Origin of the sequence: Rufibacter sediminis (assembly GCF_014269285.1) — a bacterium.
GTDB lineage: Bacteria > Bacteroidota > Bacteroidia > Cytophagales > Hymenobacteraceae > Nibribacter > Nibribacter sediminis.
This window is the reverse complement of record NZ_JACOAF010000020.1, coordinates 222400-240153: the sequence shown is the minus strand read 5'-3', so window position 1 is coordinate 240153 and position 17754 is coordinate 222400. Positions and strand designations below refer to the sequence as shown.

General features: G+C 52.1%; 17 protein-coding genes. 10 read left to right on the top strand and 7 right to left on the bottom strand.

The features are described 5' to 3' along the window. Positions 1-167: 167 nt before the first annotated feature. The 5 genes from H7U12_RS07710 (at position 168) to H7U12_RS07690 (ending at position 3366) form a co-directional block, all read left to right on the top strand. Positions 168-539 (top strand): phage holin family protein, encoded by a 372-nt coding sequence (locus tag H7U12_RS07710; RefSeq protein WP_186635476.1) that lies wholly within the window; start codon positions 168-170, stop codon positions 537-539. A 14-nt stretch (positions 540-553) separates the two neighbouring features. After that, a complete protein-coding gene (locus H7U12_RS07705; RefSeq protein ID WP_186635474.1) occupies positions 554-1210 on the top strand; it encodes a hypothetical protein in 657 nt (218 codons plus the stop codon). Then, entirely contained in the window at positions 1170-1949 is a 780-nt protein-coding gene (locus H7U12_RS07700; RefSeq protein ID WP_186635471.1) for a geranylgeranylglyceryl/heptaprenylglyceryl phosphate synthase, read from the top strand. The genes H7U12_RS07705 and H7U12_RS07700 overlap by 41 nt, the downstream gene beginning before the upstream one ends. A gap of 412 nt (positions 1950-2361) precedes the next feature. Next, entirely contained in the window at positions 2362-2766 is a 405-nt protein-coding gene (gene rnk, locus H7U12_RS07695; protein ID WP_186635468.1) for a nucleoside diphosphate kinase regulator, read from the top strand. Between the two features lie 156 nt (positions 2767-2922). After that, positions 2923-3366 carry an STAS/SEC14 domain-containing protein gene (locus tag H7U12_RS07690; protein ID WP_186635465.1) on the top strand — a complete coding sequence of 148 codons (444 nt, stop codon included), beginning with the start codon at positions 2923-2925 and terminating at the stop codon, positions 3364-3366. Between the two features lie 137 nt (positions 3367-3503). Here H7U12_RS07690 and H7U12_RS07685 read toward each other — a convergent pair whose 3' ends face one another. The 7 genes from H7U12_RS07685 to panC form a co-directional block, all read right to left on the bottom strand. After that, complete coding sequence (locus H7U12_RS07685; protein WP_123126937.1) at positions 3504-4424, bottom strand: helix-turn-helix domain-containing protein; 921 nt, start codon at positions 4422-4424, stop codon at positions 3504-3506. Between the two features lie 168 nt (positions 4425-4592). Beyond that, a complete protein-coding gene (locus H7U12_RS07680) occupies positions 4593-5732 on the bottom strand; it encodes an acyl-CoA dehydrogenase (protein WP_186635462.1) in 1140 nt (379 codons plus the stop codon). A 223-nt stretch (positions 5733-5955) separates the two neighbouring features. Continuing rightward, entirely contained in the window at positions 5956-6636 is a 681-nt protein-coding gene (locus tag H7U12_RS07675) for a zinc metallopeptidase (RefSeq protein ID WP_241749220.1), read from the bottom strand. A 19-nt stretch (positions 6637-6655) separates the two neighbouring features. Next, a complete protein-coding gene (gene rfaE2, locus H7U12_RS07670) occupies positions 6656-7147 on the bottom strand; it encodes a D-glycero-beta-D-manno-heptose 1-phosphate adenylyltransferase (protein WP_186635458.1) in 492 nt (163 codons plus the stop codon). Between the two features lie 113 nt (positions 7148-7260). Further along, on the bottom strand, positions 7261-8277 hold the full coding sequence (locus H7U12_RS07665; RefSeq protein ID WP_186635454.1) for a lysylphosphatidylglycerol synthase transmembrane domain-containing protein: 1017 nt from the start codon (positions 8275-8277) through the stop codon (positions 7261-7263). A 12-nt stretch (positions 8278-8289) separates the two neighbouring features. Further along, positions 8290-8637 (bottom strand): aspartate 1-decarboxylase, encoded by a 348-nt coding sequence (panD, locus tag H7U12_RS07660; RefSeq protein WP_186635451.1) that lies wholly within the window; start codon positions 8635-8637, stop codon positions 8290-8292. Between the two features lie 76 nt (positions 8638-8713). Then, positions 8714-9553 (bottom strand): pantoate--beta-alanine ligase, encoded by an 840-nt coding sequence (gene panC, locus H7U12_RS07655; RefSeq protein WP_186635448.1) that lies wholly within the window; start codon positions 9551-9553, stop codon positions 8714-8716. A gap of 142 nt (positions 9554-9695) precedes the next feature. Here panC and H7U12_RS07650 point away from each other — a divergent pair, with 142 nt between their 5' ends. The 5 genes from H7U12_RS07650 (at position 9696) to H7U12_RS07630 (ending at position 17672) form a co-directional block, all read left to right on the top strand. Continuing rightward, the gene (locus tag H7U12_RS07650) at positions 9696-10508 is read left to right on the top strand and encodes a glycogen/starch synthase (protein ID WP_186635444.1); all 813 of its coding nucleotides are present in this window, start codon (positions 9696-9698) and stop codon (positions 10506-10508) included. Next, positions 10492-11901, top strand: a complete 1410-nt coding sequence (locus H7U12_RS07645) for a DUF4270 family protein (protein ID WP_186635441.1) — start codon at positions 10492-10494, stop codon at positions 11899-11901. The genes H7U12_RS07650 and H7U12_RS07645 overlap by 17 nt, the downstream gene beginning before the upstream one ends. A 61-nt stretch (positions 11902-11962) precedes the next feature. Then, positions 11963-13801 carry a glutamine--fructose-6-phosphate transaminase (isomerizing) gene (glmS, locus tag H7U12_RS07640; protein ID WP_186635438.1) on the top strand — a complete coding sequence of 613 codons (1839 nt, stop codon included), beginning with the start codon at positions 11963-11965 and terminating at the stop codon, positions 13799-13801. Between the two features lie 579 nt (positions 13802-14380). Next, positions 14381-16381: a DUF1800 domain-containing protein gene (locus H7U12_RS07635; RefSeq protein WP_186635435.1), complete on the top strand. Its 2001-nt coding sequence runs from the start codon at positions 14381-14383 to the stop codon at positions 16379-16381. A 25-nt stretch (positions 16382-16406) separates the two neighbouring features. Then, the gene (locus tag H7U12_RS07630) at positions 16407-17672 is read left to right on the top strand and encodes a DUF1501 domain-containing protein (RefSeq protein WP_186635432.1); all 1266 of its coding nucleotides are present in this window, start codon (positions 16407-16409) and stop codon (positions 17670-17672) included. Positions 17673-17754 lie beyond the last annotated feature (82 nt).

Sequence of the window (17754 nt, the reverse complement as noted above, 5' to 3'; positions counted from 1 at the left end):
TTTTTGCCTTATTTTCTGAAAACGGCCCGCAAAACGGCGCAAGGTATCCTACCTTTTTGGTTATCCGTAAGATGTGTATATCCGTATGGATTTCTGAGGAAGATAAATTTGGTATATTTTCTTTCGATGTTCCGTATATCTCCTACGCACCATCAACTAAAAGACACATGGCCACCGAAGACAAAAGCAAAACTGATAGCATCATCGCAAACCTGATGGGGTACATAGATACCCGCATTGACCTGGTGAAACTGGACCTGCAAACCAAACTGAAAAGCATCTTTGTGAGCACCGTTCACGGGGTATTGCTGGGTCTGGTGGGCCTGATGGTGCTGCTGTTCCTCAACGTGTTTATTGCCCTGTTGTTGAACGACCTGCTGGACAGCCACTTTTGGGGCTTCGGGATTGTCACCCTTTTTTACCTTATCTTGCTCGTGATTCTGATCGTGGGGCTAGACAAGAAGGTGTTCCAGGGCATGGCCGACAAGGCGTTTCGGAACACGATCTATAAGACTGATGAATCTGACCAAACCATCTAACCATACCTGCTGCTATGAGCGAACTAAACAATCCGCTTTTTGATGACCCGCGCGAGTTTCTGGAACGTCAAAAGGAAGAATATAAAAATGCCTTACTCAGCGATGTCACTGACCTGAAAGACCAATCTCAGAAGATAGGGAAAAACCTGGCCATTGCCGGCGGTTTGGTGGCCGGCATCTATTTCCTGAGCAAAGCCTTCGGGAAGGGGAAAGACGCCCAGCCCAAGAAGAAAAAGAAAGGTAACCGGCTGGAGAACCCGGTCCGCTTCAAAGGGGCCGAGGACCGCGCCTGGATCTCTTCCATCCCTGAGGTGGAGGATGACGAGCCGCTTTACAGCGCCATTGAGCGCACGTACCCCGCCTTTTACCACCCCAACACCGGCACTGTAGCCGCCTCTCCGCGCCGGTACAAGACCAAAGAGGAAAGTTCTGGGCTGAAAGGGTTCTTCCAGTCAGATTTATTTAAGATATTGGAGCAACAGTTAGCGGCCCTGCTGATGGTGTACCTGACCAAACTGGTAGAGCAGCACCTCAACGCCCAACCTACGGCTGCGCAGCCCAATTTAACGCAACCGCTTCTGGTGGAAAGCACCACTGTTGAATACGAGTTACAGCCTGACCCAATCACGAATGCCCAGTCGCCTCAATCACCACCTCTTTCCAGCTTTTAACACCCCAGATACCGCCAACCGCCCCAAGCGATTGGCGGTACTTCTGGACCCAGACCACCTCACCGTTGCCCGCTGCCAGGAGATTCTGGCGCTGAGCCACCGGCATGAGGTGGATTTCTTTTTCATGGGCGGCAGTCTGATCTCCAACCCAGACCAGACCTCGTTTGTGAGCTACATCAAGCAGCACAGCTCCATTCCGGTGATTCTGTTCCCCAGCAGCGGCCTCTACATAGACGCCCAAGCCGATGGCATGCTGCTGCTCTCGCTCATCTCGGGCCGCAACCCCGATCTCTTGATTGGCCAGCACGTGGCGGCGGCTCCCCTGCTCAAGAGCAGCGGTCTGCCCCTCTACCCTACCGGCTACATGCTCATCGACTCCGGGCGCCAGACCACGGCCTCTTACATGAGCGGCACCACACCTATTCCGCATGATAAGCCCTCTATTGCCGCCTGCACCGCCCTGGCCGGCCAGATGCTGGGCTTGCAGTACATGTACCTGGACGGTGGCAGCGGTGCCATGTACCCCGTAAGCGCCGCCATGATTCAGGCGGTACGCCAGACAGTCTCCGTGCCCATTATTGTGGGCGGCGGCGTGAACACCGTGGAGAAAGCCGAGGCCGCCTGGAAAGCCGGCGCCGACATTTTGGTGGTGGGCAACCACATTGAGAAAAGCCCGCAGTTCATCTCAGAAGTAAGCGAAGTGAAGCAGCGGTTCAACGTGGTGCTGCCGCAGGAATAAGCGTCTGCTCAGGATTGCTCCCTAGTTTAAAATTGGCTATCTTTGGTATTCTACGTACCGCCGTGCTGCCCTATTGCAACATATCCTCTACCTTGGAAAAGCCTTTCACTGGCCTGGTAGCAGCATCGCATCATGCTTCTTTGCGTGATGTCCTGAACGGCTATTGCCTCTTCTTTTTTACGTCACCCAAGGCCTTTATTAAATAAGCCGGGTACAGCACCCGGCACCCTTCGTCGTCGCCATCAGGAGTTGAAGCTGGAAATCGTTCGCAAGAACCTTTCCTCCCTCATCTCCTGATGGCGTATTCTTTTTCTGGCTTACCCTGGGTTTCAGCAAGAGAGGCTCGCCGCTGAGATCAATCCGCGCAGAGCACCCACCGCTTTCATCAAAAATATTCTTAACCCCAACTCCTATGGAAACTGTTTTTCTAACCGAAAAAGACCATGAACGCCTGCACCTGCTGGTACAGGCCCAGCGCTCCTCCGGCGCCTCTGCCCACGTGGAAGATCTCTGCAAAGAACTCCGCACCGCGCAAATCATTCCTTCTGAGGAAGTTCCGGTAGATGTGGTCACCATGAATTCACTCGTGCGGCTGCGGGAGAAAAAAAGTGGCACGGTAATGGAACTAACCATCACTTACCCGAAAGACGCGAACGTAGCCGAACGCAAGATATCGGTGCTGGCTCCGGTAGGTACGGCCATTCTGGGCCGGAAAGTAGGGCAGGAAGTGGCCTGTGCGGCTCCCAGGGGCACGCTGACTTATGAGATTGAAGAAGTGATGTACCAGCCAGAGGCGGCCGGTGACTTTTACCTGTAACGGCCTTCCTGTTTCGGGGCTCTTTTCTGAAAACGAGCCCCGAAACAGGAAGGAGAAGCACCGCCGCTGGCAAGATGAAAGGAATGACCGCCGGCCAGACGCCTCACAAGCGCCTGGCCGGCGGCTGAACCAGGACGAGTCCTTAATTTTTATGCTATGAGATCAGAACTTGTGAATGCTTTTGGTCATGTGTATCTTCATATCTTGGTAGACTATGACAACCACTGGATTCAGGCTACCTGGCAAGGTTACTCCACGCCAGATACCGTTAAAGCCGGCATGGAAGCCTATACAGAAGCTCTGGAGGAAGCAAACTGCCACGCCATGCTCATTGACACCCGCGACATGGTGGGCTCCTGGAGCCACTCCCTGGAGTGGACGCTGGAGGAATGGGCTCCCAAGGCCGCGCGGGCGGGTCTCCAGTTCTACGCCCTGGTGGTGAAGCCTGAGACCTTTGCCGAGGCCACCGCCGATGCCTTTTACGCCAGCATAAAATCCTTTGAGGCCGAAGTCTTCTCAGATCTGGCCACGGCCCGCGCCTGGCTGCGGCAACGCCGGCTTAACCGCAGAAAAGCAGGCAGCTACCAGTTCAGCGTGTAAACACGCTTTATCTCTATAATTACTTTGGCGGATTGTCCATAAGTCCGAAATCTGTTTAGGGGCTCTTTTCTGGAAAAGAGCCCCTAAACAGAAAGGCCCGCTTGCGGCGGGCCTTTCCTTTTCCCTTATGGGGAACATTACACGTTCATAGAAGACTCCCGACGGCGCATTTTACCGGCCGGAATCCCGAACATCATCTTGAAACGACGGCAGAAGTACGCCGTGTCTTTGTACCCCACATCTTTCCCTATTTCGCGGATGCTTTTCTTGGTAGTGCGCAGCAAGAATACGGCCCGCTCCATGCGCTGGTATTCGATGTAGTCCTGCGGGTTGATACCAGTCAGCATTTTGAAGTACTGGCCCACATAGTCTTCAGAAACGTTGGCTACGTTGCTGAGCACTTTGTTAGACAAGTCGCCGCCCAGGTTCTCTTTGATATAGTTGAACAGGTCAATGAGGCGTGGATCTTTGAAGTACGTGCTGTTGGTAGCCAGCTGCTCCACAAACATCTTGTTCTTTAAGATATAACGGATCAGCTCCACCACCATCTGCTCAGTGTACAGGCTGATGATACGCTCCTTGCCCGGCAAGTCCTGCATGCTCTCCTCTACAATCTTAATCACCAACGTCGCCATTTTGTTGCTGGTGATCACGAACGCCGGCACCTCCAGGGAGGTGAAGAAGTTCACAGAGTCAAACACCTTGGCCTCAAAGCTCACGAAACTGTGGCTGTCATCGGCTTCGCCAATCAGGTCAAGGTCATTGTTGCTTTTGAAAAACTTGTCTTTGGTAGTAATATAGTCATCATTGGAGATGACCCTACTCTCGGTATCTCCATAATACAGCTTCGTACTCCGGCCACCCGGAATGAAGAGCAATTGCCCCTCTTCTGCCACTTGTTTATCGTCTCCGAAAGCGACAATCCCGTTGTGCACCAATAAGAGGTTGTTTCCAACATCATAGTAGTTGCGCACGGTGAGCGGCTGCTGCAACACCAGGTTTTTAGCCTTGATGTAGCGCACTTTCAGCGACTCAATTATTTTATTGTAATCTTCCATGTAAGGGAACTGATTAAAGGGTTTTAACTTATGTTGATTTTTTAAGTTGTCTGTCGGTTTAAAATTAGTACTTATCTTTTAAGTTATCAAACAAAAAAGCTATATATTTATAAACAGACAAATACTATATACTTAAAATCACCCTATAAACGTTATTTAACCCCTTTCCTATTTCAATATCTCCCTTGAGATTACTATTTTCTGAATCTCGGAAGTTCCCTCATAAATTTGCGTGATTTTGGCATCGCGCATCAGGCGCTCTACGTGGTATTCTTTCACAAACCCGTACCCGCCGTGGATCTGAACCGCTTCTACAGCGGTATCCATGGCTACTTTTGAGGCGAAAAGCTTCGCCATGGCGCCAGATTTAGAGTAATCGCGGTGGGCGTCTTTATCGGCGGCGGCCTGTAGGCACAGCAAGCGGGCGGCGTCAATGTTGGTGGCCATGTCGGCTAGCTTGAACTGGATGGCCTGGTGTTGCGAGATAGGCACGCCAAACGCTTTGCGCTCCTTAGAATACTTCAAGGCCAGTTCATATGCCCCGGAGGCAATGCCCAAGGCCTGGGAGGCAATCCCAATCCGGCCGCCATTCAGGGTAGACATGGCAAACTTGAACCCAAAGCCGTCTTCGCCGATGCGGTTCTCTTTGGGCACCTTCACATCGGTGAACATCAGTGAGTGCGTGTCTGACCCTCTAATGCCTAGTTTATTCTCCTTCGGCCCGATCTCAAACCCTGGCGTTTCTTTTTCCACGATCAGGGCGTTGATGCCCTTGTGCCGCAGCTCTGGGTTGGTCTGGGCGATGACCAAGTAAACCGATGCCGTGCTGCCGTTGGTGATCCAGTTCTTGGTGCCGTTCAGGAGGTAATGGTCGCCCATGTCCTCGGCGGTGGTGCGCTGCATGGTGGCGTCTGACCCGGCCTCAGGCTCAGAAAGGCAGAAAGCGCCAATGATCTCGCCGGAAGCCAGGCGCGGCAGGTATTTCTGCTTCTGCTCTTCGTTCCCGTATTTCTCCAACCCCCAGCACACGAGGGAGTTGTTCACAGACATGACCACCGAGGCCGAGGCATCTACTTTGGAGATCTCTTCCATGGCCAGTACATAAGAAACGGTGTCCATTCCGCCGCCGCCGTACTTAGGGTCCACCATCATGCCCAGGAAGCCCAGCTGGCCCATCATCTTGATCTGCTCAGTAGGGAATTTCTGATGTTCGTCCCGTTCAATAACGCCGGGCAACAGCTCATTCTGGGCAAAGTCGCGGGCAGCTTCCTGCACGGCTAAATGTTCTTCGGTTAATTTAAAGTCCATATTATACGTTTGTTATAGAATCACTTGGGTGTTGATTACACTACGCAAAAATAAGAAAGAAATAGTATGCTTGCATACTACTACAAATGAAACGTCTAGCAAAGCTAACAATTGTTAGCTTTTTATACTATTCCTGAATAACAGGTGAAAACGAAAAAGGATACACAAAAAAAGAGGGCGACCCACGTCGCCCTCTTTTTACATATAACTGACTGAAAAGTTTCTAGTCTCTGCGGCCCAATAGCATGGAAGCATAGTACAGGAGCGTGGCCAATGACCCGATGGCTGCTACCACGTACGTCATGGCGGCCCATTTCAAGGCGTCTTTGGCCATGCCGTGTTCCTGGGTAGTCACCACGCCCCGGGTATCCATCCAGGCCAGCGCGCGCTTGCTCGCGTCAAACTCCACGGGCAGCGTGATAAAGCTGAACAGCGTGGTCAAAGCGAACAGCAGCACCCCAATGGCCAACGGAATGGGCGTGGTCTGAATCAGCAACACGCCAATCAACAGAATCCACTGCATGTAACGGCTGGCCACACTTAACGCCGGCACCATGGCCGAACGGAACTTCAGGAAGGTATACGCCTTGGCGTGCTGCACCGCGTGACCGCACTCGTGCGCCGCCACGGCCGCCGCGGCAGCGCTCCGGCCTTCGTACACCGGCTCGCTCAGGTTCACGGTTTTGTCGGCGGGGTTGTAGTGGTCAGTCAGTCTACCGGGGGTAGAGATGACCCGCACATCGGTGATGCCGTTATCGGCCAACATCATTTCCGCGATCTCGCGGCCGCTCAGTCCAGACCGGAGCCCCAACTTGGAATACTTCTCAAACTTGCTTTTAAGCGTCCAACTGACCAATGCCGAGGCCAGCATCATCGCAATCATTATAATCCAAATACCACCCATTTCTTTTTCTCTTTTAAGGTTAACAGTGTTGGTCTCCCAGAATCTTACGCACCACCTGTGAAGTGGAATAGCCCTTCACCAGCGGAATTGTCTTCACGGCGCCTCCCCTGGCCAGCACCACGTCATGCCCCACAATGTTCTCGATGGCATAATCGTCGCCTTTCACCAGGATGTCTGGCCCTACCGCTTCTATTAACTCCCGCGGGGTTTCCTGGTCAAACAACACTAATGCATCTGTGAACCAAAAGGATGCCATAACCCTTATACGTGACATTTCGTCTTGCAATGGCCTGGACGGGCCTTTTAATCTACTGACAGATTGATCAGTATTCAGCCCCACCACCAGTTTGTCGCCCAGGAGCCGGGCCCGCTCCAGATAATCCACGTGCCCCATGTGCACAATATCAAAGCACCCGTTGGTGAACACAATTTTTTGACCCTGCGCCCGCCACTCCTCTACCTTAGACAGCAGCTGGGGAAGCGTCACAATTTTCTCTTGCGAAGGAAGCATATAGAATGAGTTGATAATGATACGGCAGACAAAGGTACCGCCCCGTTCACATGAGAACGCAGAAACTACCTTTCTGTTTTAAGACCGATTTCTAGAAAAGCGCCCCGAAACGCCTACGCGACCTGCTTGGCGGGTTCTTCTTCTTTGGACTGCGCCAGACTGGCGACCAGACTGATGCCGCCCATGAGCACCACCAGCAGGGCGCCGGTGGTATGGGTGATGAGCGCGTAGGCCATTCCCTTGTCTAAGGGCACGGCATAGAGGAGCAAGGCTGTTCTCACCAGAATATGGTACACCCCAATGCCTCCCTGCACCGGCGCCGACATACCCAGTCCGCCTACTACCAGGATAGCCAAGCCAGCTTGCCAGGTGAGATCCTCGGTGCCCGGTAGCGCAAAGAAGGCCAGGTAACTGGTAAGGTAATAAGTGAACCAGATGAAAAGCGTGTGAAAAATGAAGGCCCCTTTCTGCTCCATTTTAGCAATGCTGAAGATGCCCTGCCAAATGCCTCGGGCAAAATCACTCACCTTCCTGAAGATTACATTCTCCCGCAGCTTTGCTATATTCTTATAGGTATACCAAACTACCAGTCCGGTGCCTATCACCGCAATGGCTCCCAGCAGGTAGAGTGTCTGCAGGTTTTGCTGAATGCCCGTGAGCCGCTCAGAGAACAGGTCCAGAAAGAAATTCTGCAGGCGTTCAAACTCAAATAGAAGCGTAAGCGACATGCACAGGAGCAGCATCACCAGATCAATGACCCGCTCGGTGATCACCGTCCCCAACGAGACGTTGACCGGCACCCCTGAAGAGCGTCTCAGCCAGGTACACCGGATCACCTCCCCGGCGCGGGGCAAGACCACGTTCGCCAGATAGCCCACCATGAGCGCATGGTAGGTGTGCCTGACCTGCGGTGTGTAGCCCAGAGGCGCATACTGCATCCGCCAGCGAATGGCGCGGCTCACATACCCGGCCACCGAGAGAAGCAACGTGGCTCCTATCCAGACATAATTCGCCTGGGCAAGCTCTGCTTTCACCGCCGTGAAGTTGATGCTGCGCAACGCATAGGCCATCAAGAAAACCGATACCGCCAGGAGCAGCAGGTACTTAAGTACGTTTACGGTTTTCTTCATGCCTATCAGAGACTACACGAGCCGGTTGTGCTGATCCGGAAAAATAACGGTGGGTTCATGCGCACGGGCGTCCGCGAAATTGATGAGGGCGTAGGAGATGATGATGATGATATCCCCCACCTGCACCCGGCGGGCGGCAGGACCATTCAGGCAGATCATACCACTTCCCCTCTCTCCCTTGATGATATAGGTCTCAAACCGCTCGCCGTTGTTCACGTTCACGATCTGGACTTTCTCATGGGGAACCATGTTGGCCGCATCCAGTAGATCCTCGTCTATGGTAATGCTTCCCACGTAATGCAACTCGGCTTGTGTTACCTTAGCCCGGTGTATTTTGGATTTAAGAACTTCAATCTGCATCAAAATAATCTAAAAAACGCACAAAGTTAGAGATTATTTATGAGACAAGCAGATTGTTCTCCCGCTGCTTTTTGTTTTACAGCAGCATGTTGTCAATGAGCCGCACGTCGCCTAAGTAAGCAGCCAGGCAAAGGGCTGTCGGCACATCCTCGGTTACTTCGTCCAGGGGCTGCAGGGTCTGCGCATGCACCACCTCCAGGTATTCCAGCCTGATTTCCGAAAAAGAGGCCAAAAACGCCTCCGTCTGCTTTTTAGCCTCCGCTATTGGCGTGGTCTGCAGCTTGTCGTGCAGGAATTGCAACGATTCGTACAGCCGGGGCGCTATGGCCCGCTGCTCGGGGTTTAAGCGGCGGTTTCTGGAAGACATGGCCAAACCATCGGTTTCCCTGATGATGGGGTAGCACACCAGTTCCAGGTCAAAGCTAAGGTCCAGCACCAGCTGCTGGATGACGGCAAACTGCTGCAGGTCTTTCTGCCCGAAGTACGCCTGATGGGGTTTCACCAAATGAAACAGTTTACTCACCACCGTGGCTACCCCGTTGAAGTGTCCTGGGCGGTGCGCCCCTTCCATGACTCTTTCCAGATCCCCGAAATCAAAGGACAGCTTCGCCTTCTGGCGGTACATCTCCTCGGCCGTGGGCGCAAACAGAATATCGCATCCTTCCTGATCCAGCAATTGGGCATCTTTCTCCAGCAGCCGAGGGTAAAGGCGGTAATCTTCTGGGTTGTTGAACTGCACCGGATTTACAAAGACACTGCACACGGCTACGTCGTTCTGGCTTTTGGCGGCCTTGAGCAAGGTAAGATGGCCTTCATGCAAAGCTCCCATAGTAGGCACAAAACCAATGCGTTTGCCTTGCTGGCGAAGCATCTCGGTGTGCTGCCGGATATCAGATAAAGAAGAAAACTGCAACATGTAGGGCTGCGGATTTAATTATGTAGTGACAAAAGACGCCAAAGGTATGATTTAATTCAAATAAATTGAGAATCAGCTAATAATTGCTTAATTTTGCATCTCGCAATGACTGTTGCCTATTTACTTTTAATCACTCCAACCTATGTCCAAATTGAGAATCTTATACGCGGCCACTGAGATTGATCCCTTTCTGCAGACTACAAAAGTAGCGGAATTCCTGAGGATGTTGCCACAGGCGATGCAAGAGCGTGGGATGGAAGTCCGGATTTTCGTGCCTCGGTTTGGCTTGATCAACGAACGCAAGAACCGTTTACATGAGGTGGTGCGGCTTTCCGGCATTAATATTGCCGTGGGCGAAGAAGAGAAACCCTTGATTATCAAGGTTGCTTCTATCCCCAATGCCAAACTGCAGGTATATTTCATTGACAACGAAGACTATTTCCACCGCAAATCCGTTCTGGTGGACAAAGACAATAAATTTTACTCAGATAATGACGAGCGGGCCATCTTCTTCTGCAAAGGCGTGTTGGAGACGGTGAAAAAACTAGGCTGGGCGCCGGATATTGTACATTGCAATGACTGGATGACCAGCTTGATTCCGTTGTACCTGAAGAGCACCTACAAGAATGATCCAATTTTCAAAACGGCGAAATCGGTGTTTTCTGTGTACAACAGCGAGTTTACCCATAAATTTGAGGGCGATTTGCTAGAGAAAGCCAAGATGCTGGACATTGAAGATGAAATGCTGAGCAACCTTAGATCCGGTGACTTCGGCGCTTTCATCAAGATGGGCCTGCAGTACGCTGACATGGTCATCAAATCAAACGAGGATTTCAGCGATAACCTCAACGCGTTGTTTCAGGAGTATAACAACACCAAACAGATCAACACGATCAGTTCAGACGAAAACACCCTGGATTCTTACTTTAACTTGTATAATGAACTTGCGAATTAGTAAAGCAGCAGCTGTTCTCTTTATATCCTCTTTCTTTTTCGCTTCCTGCGAAGACCCAACGGCCATCGGGCTGGAGTTACAGGAACCAGGCACCCAGATTGGAACTTCATATACAGACACGGCAACCGTCAAAGCTTCTACTGTTTCGTTGAAAGACTCCATCCTTGGGTTGGGGGCTGCGCGCGTACAGGTGGGCAGAATCAATGAGGGCGTGTTTGGCACCGTAACGGCCAAAACCTACGCAGAATTTGCTCCGCTGTCTTATCCGGCCAATGCAGATTCTATTGACGTGTCCAGAGGCGCTGATTCATTGGTTATCAACCTGGACTATAACTATGCTTTCGGGGACACCACCAAGGCCATCCAGATGAATGTTCATCGGCTAACCCAGGCTTTCCGGGATGATGAGACCTATTACACGTATGAGGCATTAACTTATAATGACACGCCGGTAGGCTCCATCACGTTTAGCCCTCAGCCTAATACCACCTACAGAAGCACTACAGACACTACCCAGCGTGTTCCGGCCCTGATCAGGATCAAGGCAACTGGTTCCTTCGCGAACGAGGTACTTCAGGCGTTATCGCAATCCAGCAATACGCAGGCGTTTGCCAACATCATCAATGGCTTGGCTTTTGTACCGGCCAATGGCTCTGATGAGCAGGGAAGCATCATCGGGTTTCTGCCTACGTCTACCAATACGTCCATCACCCTGCACTACAAGTCGAAGAAGAACATAGCCAAGTCTACTACTATGCTTTTCACTGACCGGTATTACAACCACGTGACAGCAGACAGAACCGGCACGCCTTTTGCTTCACTGACGACCAACGGAAGTAGCATATCTTCTTCTAACACCGGTAACCGTACGTATTTGCAAGCGGGAGCCGGATTGGTGACGAAAATAGAGCTGCCCTACATTGCCCAGTTGCGCAAAACCGCTTCTGGCGGAGAAAAGAACCTGGCCATCAACAAAGCTGAATTGATTATTCCGGTACTTGAGTCAACAGTGCTTTCCAAGAAGGATTTTTCCTTGCTGCCTCCTGTTATTACCGTGGTGGAAGCTACGCCTTCTAACCGGATAGCATTGAACCCAGGGGGAATACCCAATGCATTAATGGCAGAAGGCTCCACCGCCCCGGCTACTCTTCAGTACAGAGGGGCAAAAGGAGGGTATGTCTATGTTGTGAACATCACCAGCTACATGCAAAACCTGCTTTACAACGTACGCGCCAACAACGGCCTTATTCTACTGCCTTCCAATGTGAGCAGTACTGCCTCTACGCCTACCAACTTTGCGCAGACTGTGAACCGGGTCATCTTGGAAGCGAACCAAAGTCCTAGCGCTGACCGTCGCATCAAGCTTAGACTCTTCTATTCAACGGCTCAGTAATACACAGCTTAATATTATCAATTACTTATATACCCTTAGCTAAACAGTAGATTACATCACTATGTGCGGAATTGTAGCGTATGTAGGGCAGAGAGAAGCCTGCCCCATTATCTTGAAAGGATTGAAGCGTTTAGAGTACCGGGGCTATGACAGCGCCGGAGTTGCTTTGCTAAACGGTGGTGATCTGAAAGTTTTTAAAAAGAAAGGCAAAGTTGCCGATCTGGAGGCACATATTGGTTCTCAGGACACCAGCAGTACCATTGGTATTGGCCATACCCGGTGGGCTACCCACGGCGAGCCGAACGATGCCAATGCGCACCCGCACTACTCCACCTCTAAGAAAATCGCGATTATCCATAATGGCATCATTGAGAACTATGCTTCCCTGAAGAAGCACTTGATCAACAAAGGCTACGAGTTCCACAGCGATACTGACTCTGAGGTTTTCGTTAACCTGATTGAGGATGTACAGAAGAACAGCAATGTTTCTCTGGCCGAGGCTGTACGTTTAGCGTTGCATGAAGTAGTAGGCGCGTACGCGATTGTGGTCATCTCCCACGACTCCCCGACCCAACTGGTAGCCGCCCGTAAGGGAAGCCCGCTGGTGATTGGGGTAGGCAAAGGGGAATACTTCCTGGCCTCAGATGCCTCTCCTATCATTGAGTACACCAATGAAGTGGTGTATGTGAATGACTATGAAATCGCCGTTATCAAAGATGGCGTGCTGGACATTCGTACCAAAGAAGACGTGGTGCAGACGCCTTACATCCAGAAACTGGAGTTGGAGTTGGAAGCCATTGAAAAAGGTGGTTACCCGCACTTCATGCTGAAAGAAATCTTTGAGCAACCTCGCTCTATTATGGACAGCATGCGTGGCCGTTTAGTGGCGGAGAACACGCAGTTGACCATGTCCAGCATCAGAGAGTATGCCACCCGTTTCAAAAACGCAGACCGCATCATTATTGTGGCTTGCGGAACGTCTTGGCACGCGGGTCTGGTAGCCGAGTACATGATTGAGGAGTTTGCCCGTATCCCGGTGGAGGTAGAATACGCCTCTGAGTTCCGGTACCGGAACCCGGTGATCCGGGAGGGAGACATTGTGGTGGCCATTTCCCAATCTGGGGAAACGGCTGATACCTTGGCGGCCCTGGAACTGGCAAAATCCAAAGGAGCCATGATCTTTGGGGTGTGTAACGTGGTAGGTTCTTCTATTGCGCGTGCCACCGATGCGGGTGCCTATACGCACGCCGGTCCGGAGATTGGGGTAGCCAGTACTAAAGCTTTCACGGCACAGGTGACCGTTCTGTCGCTCATCGCGATGATGATTGCGGAGATGCGCGGCACCATGGAGCTTTCCGCCCTGCGTCAGTTGATGCTGGAGATGGAGAAAATTCCGGCCAAGGTGGAGCAGGCGCTTCAACTGGACAAAGAAATCCAGGCGATTTCGGAGATCTTCAAAGACGCGACCAACTTCATCTACTTAGGACGCGGTTATAACTTCCCGGTAGCCCTGGAAGGTGCCTTGAAACTGAAGGAAATTTCCTACATCCACGCAGAAGGATATCCGGCGGCCGAAATGAAGCACGGACCTATCGCGTTGATCGATGAGAACATGCCGGTGGTGGTGATCGCTACCAAAGACAGCTCCTACGAGAAGATCGTTTCTAACGTACAGGAAGTAAGAGCCCGTAAAGGTAGAGTAATCGCGATTGTGACCGAAGGCGACACCGTGATCCCGCAGATGGCTGAATTCGTGATTGAGGTACCCAATACCCACGAAGCCTTGATGCCGTTGATCTCAGTTATTCCTTTGCAGTTATTGAGCTATCACATTGCCGTATTGCGCGGTTGCAACGTAGACCAGCCACGTAACCTGGCCAAGTCAGTGACGGTGGAGTAAGCGATACTCGCATATAAAATAAAAAAGGGAAGCCAATTGGCTTCCTTTTTTATTTTCCGTCTCTATACAAACGAAGGCAGCTTTCGTTTTTCACCTGTTTTCCGGAAACCAGCCCCAAAACAGATAACTCACAACAGCCTTTCCAAGAAGAGTTGCCGTCTCCAGAATAACTTCGTGCCGAACCATCGTCCATTAAAGCTATAACCGGTGCTTTCTCTGTTTTAGGTACGTTTTAAGAAAAGCACTCCTAAAACGACTGCTCTCATCATAGCGTAGGTTAACGCTACTTTGCGTCTCTTTCTAAGTACTCCTGCAACCATCCATATTTATAATATTTGCAGTCACAATAGAATATTTCCAACGCACGTTAAACTATTACCGTAAATTCACATCTATGAGAAGGAAGCAAGCCTTTGTGTCTTAGCCGCTTCTGGAAACTTCCTACCGGAGGTTCTTGAGACACTTTCTCTTTTGGAAAACAAGTTCTTGCAAGAAGACAGGAGTTTGGGTTTTAGGGCCCCTTTTCTAAAACTGATAGAAAACCACGGCCAACTTAGCGTAAAACGAATGACCACCCGTATGAAAAACCCTCGCAGACATCTGGGCCTGGCACTGGCTTTCATACTATCGTTTTTGCTGCTTTCCTCCTTCGGGCATACCGACCGGCCGGGGGAGAAGGTGGTAACTTTCCCTTACAAAAGAGCAGGATTGACGGAGAAGCAAGCTGCGGCCCATCTCCTCAGCCGCTTCACCTTTGGCGCCAAACCGGGGCAGGTAGAGGAAGTGGTGAAGCTAGGGCTGGAGAGATGGCTGGCGCAGCAACTGAAGGCCAGCTCCCCTGAGCCAGAGTTGGATCAGAAGTTAGCACCATACGGTTCGCTGAAGATGTCAAACGAGCAGATTTTGTACTACTTTCCGCAGAAAGGCCAGATTCTGAAGCGGGGCATGCAGGAAGGCGTTTTCCACCTGGACTCCCTCAAAGCTTCTGAATTGACCAAAGAAGGCCGCATTGCGCAACGCGAGAAGCTGGGTGCCTACATGCGGCAGAAAGGCTTCAAAACGCCCGGCGACTTGTACCAGGAGCTGATCGATCAGAAGATTCTGCGGGCCGCTTATGCAGAGAACCAGCTACAGGAGGTTTTGACCAGCTTTTGGTTTAATCACTTCAACGTATCGCTGACCAATAAGAACTGCGACATGTACATTCTGCCGTTTGAGCGGGACGTGATCCGGCCGAACGTGCTGGGCAAATTTGAGACTATTTTGCTGGCTACCGCCAAATCTCCGGCCATGCTGGCGTACCTGGACAATTTCAAAAGCGTCGCGGATAATGGCTCAAGTGCTTCCTCGGGGCAAAAGCAGAAGCTGCCCAGCAAGCTGGAGATACTTGCCGCAAGCCAACCTCAGGATACCACGTTGCAAAAAATGCAGGCAGCTCAGAAAAGTAAAACCGTCAGGAGAAAACAGGGCTTGAACGAGAACTACGCCCGCGAGATCATGGAACTGCACACCCTGGGCGTAGACGGCGGGTACACGCAGCAAGACGTAACCCAGGCGGCCCGCATCTTAACTGGCTGGACCATCAACCCAGACATGAAGCGCTACCTGGAGAACAACGCTTCCCCAGACCAGAACAAGACTCAGACCAAGAAAGGAGATATCACGGAAGGCGATTTCTACTTCGCGGCGAGCAAACACGACCAAGGCTCCAAAACAGTACTAGGCACCACCTTTCCGGCCGATGGCGGGTACGAAGAAGGCCTGCAACTCATCAAATTGCTGGCGCATCATCCGTCTACGGCCAAGTTCATCTCCACCAAGCTGGCCATCCGCTTCGTGAACGACACGCCGCCCAAAACTTTGATCGAGAAAATGGCCAAAACCTTCCGGGAGAAAGACGGTGACATCAGGGAAGTGTTGCTGACGATGGTGGCCGCGCCCGAGTTCTGGAGCAAGGAAGCCCTGCGGGAGAAAACGAAATCGCCGTTTGAGTTGGCCATCAGCTCCATCAGAAGCCTCAACGCGGAGATTCAGGAACCCAAGCAGCTGTACACCTGGATTACCAAAATGGGCGAGAAAATGTACTACTACCAGGCTCCCACCGGCTTCCCCGACAAAGGCGCTTATTGGATCAACACCGGCTCCCTGCTCAACCGCATGAACTTCGGGCTGGCGCTGGCCGCGCAGAAAATCAAAGGCATTTCCTTTGACCTGATGGCCTTGAACCAGAACCGAGAACCAGAGAGCGCTGAGGCTGCCTTACTCACCTACAGCCAGTTCCTGCTACCCGAACGCAATCTGGAAGCGACCATCAAGCGGCTAACACCCACGCTCAACGACCCCAACTTCGGGAAGAAAGTGGATGCCGCCGCCAATAAAAAGCCGGCTATCACGCCGCAGGAACCTCAGGAACAGGAAAATCAAATGAGCATGAGCCCAGCAGATAAAAAAGCCAGTGGCAAACCAGAGGCCGGCAAGAAACCGCAGGAAAGCACCATGGGTCTGAAAGGCGGCAACACGCCTATGCTGGCCCAGGTAGTAGGCATCATTATTGGTTCCCCTGAGTTTCAGCGCCGATAATCTAAAAACAGGCAAAAAACGCGTTATGACAACCAGAAGAGGATTTCTAAAATCAGGGGCTTTGGCGCTTTTCGCGGCGGGGTTGGGCGGCGTGCCTACCTTTCTGGCGCAGGCGGCCAATAGCAGTAAACTGGTGCTGCCCTACAAGAAAAATAAGATTCTGGTCTGCATCTTCCAGCGGGGCGCCATGGACGGCTTGATGGCCGTGACACCCTTCACTGACGAATTCCTGAAAGAGGCGAGGCCCAGCTTGTTCATGACCGCTGCCCAGTCCTCGGCTAACCCCTTGCTGGACCTGGACGGGCGTTTCGGGTTGCACCCGGCCATGAAGTCGTTTGAGCCGTTGTTTCGGGAGAAGCGGCTGGCCATTGTGCACGGCATGGGCTCACCCAACCCCACCCGCTCCCACTTTGACGCGCAGGACTACATGGAAACCGGCACACCCTTTGACAAAGGCACCGCCAGCGGCTGGCTCAACCGGGCCATCGGGTTGATGGGCCACGAAGCCACACCGTTTCAGGCCGTCAGCCTCACGTCGTCGCTACCCCGTTCCTTCTACGGGGACCATGCCGCCATCGCCATCAGCAACCTGCAGGATTTTGGCGTGCAGATGCGCGGAAACGAGAAAGGCGCCGCCCTGGCTTCCCGGAACTTCGAGGACCTATATGACCAAACTTCGTCTTCGCTGCTGAACAAAACCGGCAAAGAGAGCTTTGAGGCCGTGAAGATGCTGAACAAGATCGATTCCAAAAACTACATCCCCGCCAACAATGCCGTCTACCCGAACAGCGCCTTGGGCAAAGCCCTGAAGCAGATTGCCCAGATGATCAAAATGGACGTGGGCCTGGAAGTGGCGTTCGCGGAATCTGGCGGCTGGGACACGCACTACAACCAGGGCACGGCCAACGGCGCCTTCGCCCGCAACGTGAACGACCTGAGCCAGAGCATCACCGCCTTCTGGACCGATCTGGACGCCTACCAGGATGACGTGAACGTGATGACGATGACCGAGTTCGGCCGTACCGTGCACCAGAACGGCAGCAACGGCACCGATCATGGCCGCGGCTCCTGCCTGTTCGTTCTAGGAAATAACGTGAACGGCGGACTGGTACACGGCCACGTACCGCCACTGGCCAAAGAAAACCTGGAAGACGGCCGCGACCTACCCGTCACCACCGATTTCAGAAGCATTTTCAGCGAAGTAGCCGGCAAACACCTCAACATCAGAAATGACAAAGTGCTCTTCCCTGATTTCACGGGCGAAAAGATTGGCGTCATGCGCTCCAGCTGACTCGGTTCGTAACCCTTATCATCTACGGAAAACAGAAAGGACAGCCGTAAAGCTGTCCTTTCTGTTTTAAGGCTTGTTTTGG

Excerpts from the sequence above, each read along its gene's own strand:
- H7U12_RS07665 (WP_186635454.1), bottom strand. The coding sequence starts at position 8,277 with ATGAAGAAAACCGTAAACGTACTTAAGTACCTGCTGCTCCTGGCGGTA.
- H7U12_RS07705 (WP_186635474.1), top strand. The coding sequence starts at position 554 with ATGAGCGAACTAAACAATCCGCTTTTTGATGACCCGCGCGAGTTTCTG.
- H7U12_RS07690 (WP_186635465.1), top strand. The coding sequence starts at position 2,923 with ATGAGATCAGAACTTGTGAATGCTTTTGGTCATGTGTATCTTCATATC.
- H7U12_RS07645 (WP_186635441.1), top strand. The coding sequence starts at position 10,492 with ATGAACTTGCGAATTAGTAAAGCAGCAGCTGTTCTCTTTATATCCTCT.
- rnk (WP_186635468.1), top strand. The coding sequence starts at position 2,362 with ATGGAAACTGTTTTTCTAACCGAAAAAGACCATGAACGCCTGCACCTG.
- H7U12_RS07700 (WP_186635471.1), top strand. The coding sequence starts at position 1,170 with ATGCCCAGTCGCCTCAATCACCACCTCTTTCCAGCTTTTAACACCCCA.
- rfaE2 (WP_186635458.1), bottom strand. The coding sequence starts at position 7,147 with ATGCTTCCTTCGCAAGAGAAAATTGTGACGCTTCCCCAGCTGCTGTCT.
- H7U12_RS07680 (WP_186635462.1), bottom strand. The coding sequence starts at position 5,732 with ATGGACTTTAAATTAACCGAAGAACATTTAGCCGTGCAGGAAGCTGCC.
- H7U12_RS07675 (WP_241749220.1), bottom strand. The coding sequence starts at position 6,636 with ATGGGTGGTATTTGGATTATAATGATTGCGATGATGCTGGCCTCGGCA.
- H7U12_RS07630 (WP_186635432.1), top strand. The coding sequence starts at position 16,407 with ATGACAACCAGAAGAGGATTTCTAAAATCAGGGGCTTTGGCGCTTTTC.
- panC (WP_186635448.1), bottom strand. The coding sequence starts at position 9,553 with ATGTTGCAGTTTTCTTCTTTATCTGATATCCGGCAGCACACCGAGATG.
- H7U12_RS07650 (WP_186635444.1), top strand. The coding sequence starts at position 9,696 with ATGTCCAAATTGAGAATCTTATACGCGGCCACTGAGATTGATCCCTTT.
- H7U12_RS07710 (WP_186635476.1), top strand. The coding sequence starts at position 168 with ATGGCCACCGAAGACAAAAGCAAAACTGATAGCATCATCGCAAACCTG.
- H7U12_RS07685 (WP_123126937.1), bottom strand. The coding sequence starts at position 4,424 with ATGGAAGATTACAATAAAATAATTGAGTCGCTGAAAGTGCGCTACATC.
- glmS (WP_186635438.1), top strand. The coding sequence starts at position 11,963 with ATGTGCGGAATTGTAGCGTATGTAGGGCAGAGAGAAGCCTGCCCCATT.
- panD (WP_186635451.1), bottom strand. The coding sequence starts at position 8,637 with ATGCAGATTGAAGTTCTTAAATCCAAAATACACCGGGCTAAGGTAACA.
- H7U12_RS07635 (WP_186635435.1), top strand. The coding sequence starts at position 14,381 with ATGAAAAACCCTCGCAGACATCTGGGCCTGGCACTGGCTTTCATACTA.